The 12,523-nt window shown below is 58.3% G+C and carries 12 protein-coding genes; 9 read left to right on the forward strand and 3 right to left on the reverse strand.

Going from position 1 to position 12,523, the window contains the following annotated elements; genetic code table 11:
* Positions 1 to 2: 2 nt before the first annotated feature.
* The 5 genes from ASD50_RS15450 to ASD50_RS15470 all read left to right on the forward strand — a co-directional run bounded on the left by ASD50_RS15450 (position 3) and on the right by ASD50_RS15470 (position 5,361).
* Entirely contained in the window at positions 3 to 683 is a 681-nt protein-coding gene (locus tag ASD50_RS15450) for a tetratricopeptide repeat protein (RefSeq protein WP_056242977.1), read from the forward strand.
* An 11-nt stretch (positions 684 to 694) separates the two neighbouring features.
* Positions 695 to 1,012, forward strand: a complete 318-nt coding sequence (locus tag ASD50_RS15455) for a hypothetical protein (protein WP_056242979.1) — start codon at positions 695 to 697, stop codon at positions 1,010 to 1,012.
* 12 nt (positions 1,013 to 1,024) lie between these two features.
* Positions 1,025 to 1,732, forward strand: coding sequence for a helix-turn-helix domain-containing protein (locus tag ASD50_RS15460; protein ID WP_056242982.1), 708 nt, complete (start codon positions 1,025 to 1,027; stop codon positions 1,730 to 1,732).
* 238 nt (positions 1,733 to 1,970) lie between these two features.
* Positions 1,971 to 3,281, forward strand: coding sequence for a transporter substrate-binding domain-containing protein (locus tag ASD50_RS15465; protein ID WP_056242984.1), 1,311 nt, complete (start codon positions 1,971 to 1,973; stop codon positions 3,279 to 3,281).
* 25 nt (positions 3,282 to 3,306) lie between these two features.
* On the forward strand, positions 3,307 to 5,361 hold the full coding sequence (locus ASD50_RS15470) for a hybrid sensor histidine kinase/response regulator (RefSeq protein ID WP_056242986.1): 2,055 nt from the start codon (positions 3,307 to 3,309) through the stop codon (positions 5,359 to 5,361).
* A 29-nt stretch (positions 5,362 to 5,390) separates the two neighbouring features.
* Here the strand turns inward: ASD50_RS15470 and ASD50_RS15475 are convergent, their stop codons facing one another.
* Positions 5,391 to 5,858 carry a hypothetical protein gene (locus tag ASD50_RS15475; protein ID WP_156465125.1) on the reverse strand — a complete coding sequence of 156 codons (468 nt, stop codon included), beginning with the start codon at positions 5,856 to 5,858 and terminating at the stop codon, positions 5,391 to 5,393.
* 856 nt (positions 5,859 to 6,714) lie between these two features.
* Between ASD50_RS15475 and ASD50_RS15485 the strand changes: the two genes are divergently transcribed.
* From ASD50_RS15485 to ASD50_RS15500, 4 genes are all read left to right on the forward strand, one after another.
* Positions 6,715 to 7,635 (forward strand): sulfurtransferase, encoded by a 921-nt coding sequence (locus tag ASD50_RS15485; protein WP_056243742.1) that lies wholly within the window; start codon positions 6,715 to 6,717, stop codon positions 7,633 to 7,635.
* Between the two features lie 138 nt (positions 7,636 to 7,773).
* Positions 7,774 to 8,985, forward strand: coding sequence for a YeeE/YedE family protein (locus ASD50_RS15490; protein ID WP_056242993.1), 1,212 nt, complete (start codon positions 7,774 to 7,776; stop codon positions 8,983 to 8,985).
* A gap of 394 nt (positions 8,986 to 9,379) precedes the next feature.
* Positions 9,380 to 9,988 carry a DUF6969 family protein gene (locus tag ASD50_RS15495; protein WP_056243743.1) on the forward strand — a complete coding sequence of 203 codons (609 nt, stop codon included), beginning with the start codon at positions 9,380 to 9,382 and terminating at the stop codon, positions 9,986 to 9,988.
* A 179-nt stretch (positions 9,989 to 10,167) separates the two neighbouring features.
* Positions 10,168 to 10,716, forward strand: a complete 549-nt coding sequence (locus ASD50_RS15500) for a DUF2478 domain-containing protein (RefSeq protein WP_082549698.1) — start codon at positions 10,168 to 10,170, stop codon at positions 10,714 to 10,716.
* 11 nt (positions 10,717 to 10,727) lie between these two features.
* On the opposite strand, the gene cobT is transcribed toward ASD50_RS15500, so the two are convergent.
* Both cobT and cobS read right to left on the reverse strand, forming a co-directional pair.
* Positions 10,728 to 11,738: a nicotinate-nucleotide--dimethylbenzimidazole phosphoribosyltransferase gene (gene cobT, locus ASD50_RS15505; protein WP_056242996.1), complete on the reverse strand. Its 1,011-nt coding sequence runs from the start codon at positions 11,736 to 11,738 to the stop codon at positions 10,728 to 10,730.
* Positions 11,739 to 11,762: 24 nt separating this feature from the next.
* A complete protein-coding gene (cobS, locus tag ASD50_RS15510; protein ID WP_056242998.1) occupies positions 11,763 to 12,521 on the reverse strand; it encodes an adenosylcobinamide-GDP ribazoletransferase in 759 nt (252 codons plus the stop codon).
* Between the last annotated feature and the right edge of the window lie 2 nt (positions 12,522 to 12,523).

Raw genomic sequence — 12,523 nt, forward strand, 5'->3', positions numbered from 1 at the left:
CAATGGCCCAAGCATGCGAATTGAACAGCCCGGATTTCGAAGCTGCCGTATCTGCATACAAGTCTGGCGAGTTTTCCAAGGCTTATGGCATTTTCCAGCAGGAATCCGCCCGAGGCAAAGTAGAGGCAAAGCTATGGCTGGCGAACATGTCTGCCGCCGGCGAGGGGACGGCTTCGTCGCTTGAATCTGCGTTCCAATACTACATGGAGGCGGCGGAGGCGGGGTCGGTCGAAGCCCAAAACAATGTGGGCGCCATGCTCAGCATGGGGCAGGGCGTCAATGCCGATGCAGAGCAGGGCAGGACCTGGCTGGAGAAGGCGGCAGGCCAAGGCGACCCCTTTGCCCAGTTCAATCTCGCGACTGTTTTGTGGAAGGCGCAAGAACTGCCCGACAATTTGCAAAGTGCCGCATATTGGTTCGAAAAGGCGGCAGCGTCAGGGCACTATCCCGCCCAGGCGCGTCTTGGGTACATGTACTCCAAGGGCATTGGCGTGGAGAAGGATCGCGTCAAGGCATTTGTGTGGCTGTCTCTTGCCGCCCAGCATGGCGTTGGCAGCGCGCTGGCTGCGCTCGAAACAACCACCGAAGCAATGTCATCCGAAGAAAAGGCGGCTGGGGCAACTCAGTTGGATGCGTATCGGGCCACTTCGGCGCCGGTCGTTTCTTCCATCAAGATTCCATAGAGACAAGAGCCGTGGCCTATAGTGTCCAACAGATAAAATTCGAATTCCTCGGATTGATCAAAGAGTATGGACAGAATCCAGACGATTGGTTTGTTGGAACTGCCGAAGATGTTCATTCTCAACTGTTTGACGTCAATTCCGTCGACGAGAGCGGGGATACATGGGTTTGGAAACCCACGCTTTCGCCTTCTGCCGCGAAAATGATCCATCAATTCCTTGTTTATCGCATTGGAGTGCGGCCCGCGTTCACGCAGGAAGGGCCAATAGTATTCATGTTCAAACGGAAAATTGCCGCGAAGCTGAAGAGTCAGGAAGCAAGATCTATTTGAAAGAGGGGTTTCATGACAAAGGCGATCGTGCATCAACTGAACCCGGATGATTGCGATCGTGTTGCCGGAGATCTCACCCCCTTGCGGAGCGGCGCAGGCGCCGATCATCCATATCCGCCTTGCCCGTCCCTGTTGCAAATCGCGATCGGTCGCGAAGTGCGGGATTGGAGAAGGTATCACGATCTCAATGGGTTGGACCTTGCGAATGCGGCGGGTATTTCGCTCGGCATGTTGTCGCGTATCGAAAACGGGACCGTTGCCCCTTCCATGGGGACCTTGCGAGCCATTGCAAGGGCGCTCGGGTTGCCGCTGACTTCGCTGTTGCGGCGTTATGAGAAGAACCAGGGTGCAATTTTCGTCAAACGGAATTCGTCAGACGCCCGAAGCAAGTCCGGCTCGCAGGACGTTGAGATAGTGCGCGATCATCCTTGTGGCAGCGCTGTTTCTGTCGATGCACGTATCGTCGTGCTCGCTGACCAGGGAATTGAATTCGATCTCGAAGACAACGATGTGATTGTTCTGTATTGCCTGGAGGGTGAATTCGACTGTGTCCGCACCCAGGACGCCTATCGGTTGTCACCCGGGGATACATTGATATTGCGGGACTTCAGCCGCTGTCTGGTGAAAAAGACCGGCAGGGATCGGACTTCGTTCGTCTGCGCCCATTATCATCCATGCGCACAGACATCTTCCGCTGCCGGCCTTCGTTCGAGCGTCTAGGTTTCCAGCCAACCTATGCTGGAACGCCAACTACGATTGGCGCTCGTCAGAGGCAGATTTCGAGCCTTGGGCCTCGATTGGTCATGATGGCAAATCCCATGCCGAACGTCCTCGATCTGCCCCGATCTAGTCTCTTTAGATACTAGACTTTTGTCATATTTCGTATGATGCTAATGGAGACTCGGCACTAGGCAATTCGTACATATAGATCGTCGGTAGAGATTGGATCCGTCTGACAATGTTGAATCGCCGGCAGACCCTTGCTTTGGCTGGAGCTGCAGCGCTGAGCCTGGCCGCGCCCAACGTGCTCCGTCACGCGGTGGCCGAAGGGAGCGTCGGCAGTGTGTGGCTGGGTCCGGGTCCCCGGCTCAAGATTGGCATTCTATGGTCGCTGACGGGACATTTGGCCCTGATCGAAAAGCCATCCTATGACGTCGCCTTGTTTTGGATAGACAAGACAAATCGTGCCGGGGGCGTGGCGGGTTTCCAGATTGAGCCTGTCGTGGTCGATGCGAGATCCGATCTGCAGGCGTACAGGAACGGCATTCTGCGACTTCTCACACACGACAATGTCCTGGCGACCTTCGGAGGCTATACGTCAGCCAGCCGGCGGGCGATCATGCCACTGGTTACGAAGCATAATGGCTTGCTGTACTACCCGACTTGTTACGAAGGCAGGGAATGCTGGCAGAATATAATATGCACGGGGCCGATATCCAATCAGCATTCTCTGGATCTTGTTTCGTACATGGTGAACAACTATGGCAAGAACGCTTTCTTCGTAGGTTCAAATTATATATGGGCGTGGGAATCAAATAGAAATGCCCGATACCAGCTTGAGAAAGTTGGTGGAAAATTGCTTAGCGAAAAATATATACCGCTTGGCCATGACCTTTCCGGTCCTATTATATCCGAAATAATTGCAAAGAAGGCCGATTGGATATTTTCCACGGTGATTGCGGATTCGGACATATTTTTCCGCAAGGCTTTTGCGCGTGCCGGATTGACGTCGAGCGACGTACCGATCGCATCCCTCACGACCTCCGAAATGGAAATTCGCACAATCGGCGAGTCTTACGGAGAGGGTCACATATTGTGTGCCCCATATTTCCAGAGCCTGCAGAGCGAGACGAACCGGCTCTTTGTATCGGAATTTCTTTCCAGCCCGTATGGCGGGAGCGGTGTGACGCACTTCAATATGGAAGAAACGTATCTGTCCCTGGTGTATTTCAAGAAAGCCGTTGAAAGTATTGTTCAAAAATACGGCGACAGCAAACTTTCACCAGAATTGATTTTGTCTGAATCACGAAATCTTGGGATAAGCACCTCAGAATCGCCGGAAGGCGAAGTTTTCCTAGATCCTCTAAATTTGAATAGCTGGCTGACACCGAGAATTGGAAAATTCAATTCGGGAGGTCAACTGGACATGCTTTGGGAGCGAAAAGAGACGGTCTCTCCGATGCCGTATTTGCTTTATCCCGCCAGGGGAATTTGCAGGGCAGATGGCCTGCATCTGCCGGGTGGGAAAATTGTGAAGGCCGCGTCGTGAATAGAGATGTCTGCGAATTGATCAGATGAGTTTCATAAAATACATATTCAACAAGCTTTCCGTTGGGCAAAAGATTCTAATTGTCATTGCTGTCGAGATATTGTCGTACTCGACGATAACGGCGATTGCTATTTATCAAATACATTTGATGGGAAATGAAATTCGCCAGATGGCGAATACATACATTCCCCTGCTTTCCGCGACGACGTCGATCCGGCACCAAGTGCAGGACGAGAGGCTGCACTTCAAGGACATCGTGGTTGCCGGCGACCGTGTCGTCTACGACAAGGAGTCGGAGGAAGTCTATATAAATGCCCGGGCCAGCTACCGAGTGGCAAATGCGAAGATCAACGAACTGATCACGTCCTCGGAAGATATGGTCCGGGAGGCGATGTCGGGGACGGACGGACGTGCCTCCATTCTGGATGGATTCGCGCCGAAGCTGCTGCGAGAGCTTAAAAGAATCCGGGACGCCCAGATCCGGACCACGGATCGCGTGAACGAGATATTCACCCACGTTGAGGACGGCTCGTTCCTGATGGGAATGGAACTTGTCCAGGATGTAACCGCGAGCGAGAACGTTCTGCTCGGCTCTCTTGATAGCCTTGAATCCGAATTGCAGGGGGTGAAGGCTGCTTCCGCGGACTATGCTTCCCGCGCCGAAATTGCTTCCTATCGCATGACGATCCTGGCATCGATCGCCACGGTCTGCGTCGTCATGATTATTTTCTTCATTGTGGTGAAGCGCCAGATCGCCGTCCCGCTGCATACGTTGACTGACTCAATCAGGAGCTTCAATCCGCTGAAGCCCGGGGACATGTCGGGAGACGAAAACGAACATACCAACCTGATGGTTCGCAGCGACGAGCTTGGCATGGTGGCGCGAAGCCTCAAGGAGTTGAAGCAAACCCTGAGATTGCAGGGAAATGCTCTCACTCAAGCCAAAGAGGCTGCCGAACGCGCCGACTTGGCCAAAACGAAATTCCTGGCGGCGGCTAGCCATGACCTGCGCCAGCCTCTTCACGCCATGCAAATGTACATCGCTGCCTTGCAGCAAAGAACGCAGAACAAGGATATGCTCGGCATAATCGACGACTTGCAGGAAGTTTCATTCGCTGCGAGCCGGCTGCTGAATTCATTGCTCGATGTGTCGCAACTGGAAGCCGGAGCCATCCGGCCCACGCTGGAAGTGTTTCCCGTTCAGGATCTGCTGGACCGTGTTGAAATATCCTTCGCACCGGTTGCATCGCGCAAAGGACTTTCCCTTCGAGCGGTGCCATCTTCTCTGTTTGTTCACAGCGATCCGGCGTTGATGGAACGCATCGTGGGCAACCTTGTTTCGAACGCGATCCGATATACGGAAAAGGGCAAAATCCTGATTGGTTGCCGACGCCATGGCGCGGAAGTCTGTATTCAGGTGGTGGACGCCGGCCCCGGCATCCCCGTTCATTTGCAAGAAGCGATCTTCGACGACTTCTATCAGATCAGCAATGATGAGCGCGACAGAAGCAAAGGAATTGGCTTGGGGTTGGCCATAGTGCGGCGTTTGTCCGAATGCCTGAACCACAAAATCCAGGTTCGTTCCCTGGTTGGAAGGGGATCGAATTTCGGCGTCGTGACCAATCGAGCGAGGCTAGCCCTTTGGTCCGCGAAAGGCCAGGGGCGATCGGAAAACGTCGATAGTTTCCACGACTTATCCGATCTCAACATACTCTTGATCGAAGATGACAAGGATGTCGCGAAAGCCACTTCATTGCTGCTGCAGTCGTGGAAGTGCAACGTTATCGTTTTGCAGAACTCTGTCGAAGTTTTGACATTCCTGGAGTTGCAGCCGTGGGTTCCGGACATCGTGATCGCGGACTATCGATTGCCCGGAGAGTTCGATGGAGTGGAGGCCATACAACGCATTCAACTGGACTTTCAGGAAGCGGTGCCGGGCGTGGTCATCACCGGGGAAAGTGACGTCAGCGCGATCAGCGAGATCCAGAAGATGGGCTTGATGATCCTGCGGAAGCCGGTGCGCCCGGCGAAGTTGCGCCGTCTCCTGGCCTACCATGGAAAGCACCTGGCAAAGGTCTGATCGGCCTTATTTTTGAAGACGAGAAAATTCTATTCTGTGGGGTATGTTTTCAGAAGCTTCTTCCATCTTTTCTGCAGCTTGGCGAGGTGAGCGTCATATTTCGTTTTTGCGGCGGGAAAAGTTTCGTTGCACAGGTCTATTCGATCAGGGTTTCGGGCACTTTCCAGAAGTTCGGAAAGCTCATCAATCTCCGATTGAATCTCGGAACTTGATGTTCCCGGCCTGAATTCTTCACTGCACGACTCAACAACAACTGCACTGCGGAGAAGCCGTTCATTTATCTCTATGTTCTTTTCCATCATGAATATGAAAACAGGGCTGCAAAGGGTGTCATCCTCAATTGCCGGCCAACTTTCTTTCATTAAATTTGCAACTTTGGTGCCGTTATTGAAATTGTGAAAATGATAGTTGCACATGTCCGCGCGGGCTGGAAATGAGAGCGCTGTGCCTGCCAGCGTGGCCAATGTGATCAAGCAAAATTGCAGGCTCCGTGCCACGATATCCCCCTTGCTGAATCGCGTCGTGAAACGGTGCCAGATATTCGTGTTCAGGGCTAGGTCCTGACCCCAGGGGACTATGGGCTCCGGTGGGAACGCATTCAGAGCGCAAAAGCTAAGAATCGGAGCGAATTCAAAAGACGATCATCCATAGTGGAAGCGGGGCTTCGGCCTGGTTCCGATGAGTTCTATTCCGATCCGCTCGCCGCGACGCCAGCGAAGGCGGGCGTCATAGGCGACCCCGTCTGTCGGCACATACAAGGTGAAAAGTTCCGGCACCGGCACGTCAGCGGGTACTTTGAGTTCAGCGCCGTTGAGGTGCTGGTTCCTGACTATGCAGGAAATTTCCGACTTGCTTGGGCCGGTTATTATCGATGCACGCTTGAGGACGCGTGGTCTATGCTCGCGCGGTGTTTCGGCAGTCATTCTTATCCAGCGGCAGCACGGGCTGATGTCTGTGCCGTCGCTTCTTTAGGCAGTTCGGTTCCTGGTAGTTGGTGTGCACGCTCATCGCAAGCTCCCAACGACGGTCAACTCCGGAGGGGAGAACTTGTTCCGAAACTGCCCGCGTTGAAGGCCGCCGGTGCGGGGCGCAGTGGACGCTGCCCGGCGCGCTTTTTCAACGAACCGTTCTTGCAGTTCGCCTGCCTGGTTCAGTGCGGGCAGGCTCATTGTTTTAGGACATCTTCTTCGCCGGAAAACCAGGAGGGGATTCAAATTCTATTCTTGCGCTAGCGGTGCGCATGGATTTCCTAATTGTCGCCAATATTAGGAAGATTTGTCGTGTTTGGTGCCGCTAACCGGCCTATAACTATCGGGAATGTCGTTTTCTGAAATCTTTTTCCGAGGTGGCCTGATGCGCTTTTCTCTCTTCGCGGCAGTGATCGCTGCCGGTCTTGCTTTCGTTGGCGGGGCGCAAGCCGAACGCCTGACCGACCAGCCGCTGGTGGATGCGGCTTGGCTGAAATCCAAGCTGGGCGACAAGAGCCTTGTCGTGCTGGACGTTCGCGACGCCACCAAGGAAGGCAACCCCTATGAAAAGGGGCATGTGCCGGGCGCGATCAATGCGCCTTATGCGACCGGTGGCTGGCGCGCGGAGGTGAATGGTGTTCCGGGCATGTTGCCGCCGGTCGACCAGATCACCAAGACGATCGGTGGTTTCGGCGTCAGCAATGACAGCCATGTCGTCATCGTTCCGCAAGGTACGGATTCGTCGGAGTTCGGTGCCGCGACCCGCATCTACTGGACTTTCAAGGTTCTCGGCCACGATGCCGTATCGATCCTGGATGGCGGTGAACGCGCCTGGGAAGCGGCTGGCGGCGAACTTTCGACCGAGGTTGTGAAGCCGGCGGCTGCGACCTTCACCGGTGAATTGAAGAAGGAGCTTTTGGCTACCACGGCCGATGTTGAAAAGGCCCGCACCGATGGCATCAAGCTCATCGACGGACGCCCTGCGGCCCAGTTCAAGGGCGAGGCGAAGAGCCCCGTGGTGCGCGTTGCCGGCACCATTCCGGGCGCAGCCAACCTCGAAAACAGCAAGCTCTACGACACGGACAAGGCGTCCTTTGCTTCCAAGGAAGCGGTTGCGAACCTCTCCAAGAATTTGGGCCTGAAGTCGGATGAGGAAAACATCGCCTTCTGCAACACCGGCCATTGGGCTTCCGTGGTGTGGTTTGGCCTCAGCGAAATCGAAGGCAACAAGAACACCAAGATGTATGACGGCTCGATGGCCGAGTGGGCCGCCGATCCGGCGCGTCCGGTCGAGCCGGGTACCTGATCCCGGTATTGGCCGAGCCGTGATTTGCAAGATGTCCAGGACGACAATCCTGGACATCCTGCTTTAAGGCCCCTGTTTCCAACGACGCCCGAACCCGGTAAGTGGCTCCCGTCTGTTATTGCGAGAATCTCCGCCCCAATGACCAACATCAATGCAACGCTTGCGCGGGCACCTACCGTCAATCTCGACAAAGGCCCGGTTGTTTTTGTGGGACTGGCTTTCGTGCTGGGAACACTTGCCATCGGCCAGGCGATCAACCCGCGCCAGGCGCTGCTGTTCCTGATCGGCGGCCTGCTTGGGCTGACGCTTTATCATGCATCGTTCGGCTTCACGGGTGGCTGGCGCCGGTTCGTTGTCGAGCGGCGGGGCAGGGCGCTCAGGGCGCAGATGCTGATGATTGCGGTGGCGGCGATCGTCTTCATTCCGCTGCTTGCGCTCGGTAGCGCCAACGGACAGGTATTGGCTGGAGCCTTTGCGCCGGTCGGCGTATCGGTTCTGGTGGGGGCCGCGCTGTTCGGCCTGGGCATGCAGCTCGGCGGCGGTTGCGGCTCGGGAACCTTGTTCACGGTTGGCGGCGGTTCTTCGCGCATGCTGGTGACGCTCATTTTCTTCGTGGTGGGTGCGGTGATCGGCACCGCGCATCTGCCCTGGTGGTTGTCGCTGCCTTCGCTGCCGGAGATCAGCCTTGGCCGTACGTTCGGCGTGGCGGGCGGGGTAGCGGTGACGCTAGCCGGGCTGGCTGCAGTGGCTGCGGCGACCATGCTGGTGGAGCGGCGCGCGCACGGCAGCCTGGAGCAGATCAAGCCTGTTTCGAGGCAAGGACTTTCCCGCTTGCTGCATGGTCCCTGGCCATTGTTCGGGGCAGGCATTTTGCTGGCGGCGCTGAACATCGCAACCTTGCTGACGGCAGGACATCCGTGGTCGGTCACGTTCGGCTTCGGGCTTTGGGGTGCGAAGATCGTTCAGGCAAGCGGCGTTCCGATTGAGACATGGGCGTTCTGGACGTGGCCCGGCCCGGCCAAGGCGCTGGGTTCGAGCGTGCTTGCCGATGTCACTTCGGTGATGAATTTCGGGATCATTTTGGGCGCGGCGCTGGCGGCAGGGCTTGCCGGCAAGTTTGCGCCCAAGGTGCATGTGCCTTTCGCTTCGTTCCTGGCGGCGGCTATCGGCGGCGTCCTGATGGGTTACGGCGCGCGGCTTTCGTTCGGCTGCAACATTGGCGCGCTGTTCAGCGGCATCGCTTCGGGGAGCGTGCATGGCTGGCTTTGGTTCGCTTCGGCCTTTGTCGGCAGCCTTGGCGGCGTGGCGCTTCGCCCGCTATTCGGGCTCGACGGGTTCAAATCGAAATGAGCACGCGCAACACACTTCTGTTCGGTACTGCCTTTCTTGCCGCCACTTCGGCGGTGGCGGTCGACCACTACCGCTTCGCCGCGGCGCCCCAGCCTGTTCCGGCGGCCATTGCTCCCGCTGCCCCTTGCGCGGCGGAGACACCGTGTGCTGCGGCATCTCCATGTAGCGCAGCCTCGCCTTGTGCAGCCGCTTCTCCTTGTTCGGCGGCATCGCCCTGTGCCGCGGCCCCGGCACCCTGTGCTGCATCATCGCCGTGTGCGGCTGCGCCTATGGCCTCTCCTTGCGCTGCGGCCGCTCCATGTGCTGCGGCACCTGCCCCTTGCGCTGCGGCACCGGCAGCTTCGCCTTGCGCGGCACAGCCGCAATAGGCAAGTTGGCGGCAGGAGACTGCTTCATGGACGATGCAAGGCTGGAAGCTGCGCGACAGGCGCTGTTTTGCGAGCAGGTTCTGGCTAAATCGGCCAGCAACGTGCTGCTCGAGACGTTGCGCGAAGCGAAATCGGTTGCGGCCTGGGAGCACTTTCCACCCGGCGATGTGTTCGATCCGGAAACGGGCGCGCAATGGTACTATCACAGCCATCCGCCGCAGGAAGGGCAGGCCGAGCATGGCCATTTCCATTGCTTCGTGCGGCCAGAAGGCGCGAGCGGACCGATCCATCACCTTGTTGCCGTGGGTGTCGATGCCTACGGACGTCTGGTCCGGCTTTTCACGGTCAACCAGTGGGTGGTTGGCGACCAATGGCTGGAGGCCGAGGCGACGATTGCGCTGATGCCGCGCTTCGACCTGCATTTTGCGCGGCCATCTTACCTGACCAATCGCTGGCTCAGCGCGGTAGTGGCGCTCTACCGGGCGGAAATTGAGGCGCTTGTCCGCAAACGGGACGAGGTTCTTGCCACATATGGAGCCGGACCGGGCGTACAGGTGCGCGAGGACAAGAACCTTGAAGTTACCTCGGAGCTGCTTGTCGATCTGCGCCAGACGGCTGCAAGCCTGGGGCTGTAGACCGGGCGTTGCGCTTGCGAGGCTGGTGATTTGCCAAGGCGCTGACCGCGATATGGTTTAAAGAGTTTCAATGCCGCGCGTGGTTGTGCAGATGCACGCGGCGGTTTGTCATGGCTTGGAGACCTTGATCCGCGACGCTGTCGGGACCATTGTAGCCGAGCGGAAAGGCAGGCACGGCGATGATACGGCGCAGTATCGCAGCGATCGTTGGCGCGGAAAGCGCCGTCATCCAGAAGTTGCTGGCGCAGGCGATCGTGGACTGGCGAGCTGAAGGGCTCAAAGTCTGCGGCCTCGTCGAGGAAGCGCATGGCCTGACCGGCCGTTCCTGTAGTGCGGGCTTGTTGCGCAACATCCAGACCGGCAATGTCTACGCCATGTATCTGGACGAGCCGCCGGCCCACACCTCCTGTCATCTCGATGAACTCGGCGTCGTTGGAGCCTGCTCCAGCGTGCTTGGGCAGATCGAGGAAAGCGATGTCGTGGTGCTGAGCAAGTTCGGCAAGGTGGAAGCGGTGGGGAGCGGACTTTTCGGAGCCTTTGAACATGCCATCGCATCGGGCAAGCCGGTGCTGACCTCGGTCGCGCCCAAGCACCATTATGCGTGGACGCGGTTTGCGCCGGATGCCGTTTTCATTCGTCCGGAGCGTGCAGCGTTCGACGAGTGGCTGGGCAACGCCACGCGCCACGTAGCGCGCGGCATTCGCGCCAGCGTTTCACTCCACCGCTGAGGTTTCGACCTCTACTTCTCCGATACACCTGCTTCGGCAAAGCTGGCCATGCGCGCGTGGCATTCCAGCGCCGAACGTACGATGTTGACGGCAAGGCAGGCGCCGGAGCCTTCGCCGAGTCGCATGCCGAGGTCGAGCAACGGCGGCAGGCCGAGCGCTTCGAGCAGGTTGCGGTGGCCGGCTTCTGCGGAGACGTGAGCGGCAAGCGTGTGCGCGAGGCCGCCGGGATTCAGCTTTGCCAGAGGTGCTGCCGCGGCCGTGCAGACGAAACCGTCGAGCAGAACCGGAATGCCATGATGGCGGGCGGCGAGTGTGGCGCCGAAAATGGCGGCCAGTTCGCGGCCGCCGAGATTGGCGGCCACTTTCAGCGGATCGGACAGGCTCTCAGCGTGGCGGACGAGGCCCGCATCGATGGCCTTGACCTTGCGGGCGAGGCCGGCGTCATCGACGCCAGTGCCGCGACCGGTCCATTTTTCGGCCCCACCACCGAACAGGGCAGCTGAGATGGCGGCGGCGGGCGTGGTGTTGCCGATGCCCATTTCACCGAAGCAGACGAGGTCGAGATTCTTTGTGACGGCATCGTAGCCGGCAGAGACGGCGGCAAGAAATGTAGCGTCATCCATTGCTGCTTCTTGCGTGAAATCGCCGGTCGGGTGGTCGAGGTCGAGCGGAATGACCGTCAGATCTGCGCCGGCGATGCGGGCGAGCTGGTTGATGGCGGCACCGCCTCCGGCGAAATTGGCAACCATCTGCACGGTGACTTCGGAGGGGAAAGCAGAAACGCCTTGCGCGGTCACGCCGTGGTTGCCGGCGAAAACAAAGACCTTGACGCGGTCGAGCTTCGGCATGTCGCGGCCTTGCCAGCGCGCCAGCCATGCGGCGATGGTTTCCAGACGGCCAAGGCTGCCTTGCGGCTTGGTCAGCGTGTTTTGGCGGCTGGCCACGGCGGAAGCGGCAGTGTCGCTGCCCTCCGGTAGGCTGGTGCAGGCCGAACGCAGGTCATCTAGCGATTTGAAGGGCATGGCGGGAAAGTCTCCGAAATTGAATCAGGAAAGGACGACCGAGGCGACGAGCAGGACGGCGATCTCGGCCAGTTGTTGCAGCGCGCCGACGGTGTCGCCGGTGTGACCGTTGATCTGACGCAGGCAAAGCGCGCGCAGAGCGAGGAAAATCACGGCAAGCAGGATGGCTGCGCTGATCGCGCCAGCTGCGCCGAGCAGGAGGAGAGATGCCGCGCCAATGACCGCGCCGACCAAGGCGATGTTGCTTGTGACAGTGCCCGCGCTGGCCGACAGCCCGTCGCTGCGGGCTGGTGGCAGATTATGCATGAAGGCGCCGAGCAGGCCGCGCGACGCCATATGGGCCGCCATGAGGGCGGCAACCATGCTGAAAGGGCCGGCAATCTCTGACAGCGCCGTCCAGCGAACGAGGATCGACAGCGCAAGCGCCGACGCGCCATAGGCACCGATACGGCTGTCACGCATGATCTCAAGCTTCTTCTCGCGCGATTTGCCGCCGCCAAAGCCATCTGCCACGTCCGAGAGTCCGTCTTCATGCAGGCAACCGGTGGCAAGCATGCCGGCGGCAAGGGTGAGGGCGGCGGCTATTGCAGGCGAAAGGCCGAGGGTGGTGGCAACCGCGAAGACTGCGGCGGCGATAAGTGCAACGATAAGGCCGGCAAGCGGAGCCGCCCATATGGCCTGGGCAAGCGTGCGGTCCCTGAAGTCGATTACCGGCAGCGGCAGGCGAGTGAAGAAGACGAGGCAGAGGGCAGTATCGAATAATATCTGTCGGAGAGAGGGCATGG

Source organism: Mesorhizobium sp. Root552, assembly GCF_001427285.1.
Classification (GTDB): Bacteria; Pseudomonadota; Alphaproteobacteria; order Rhizobiales; family Rhizobiaceae; genus Mesorhizobium.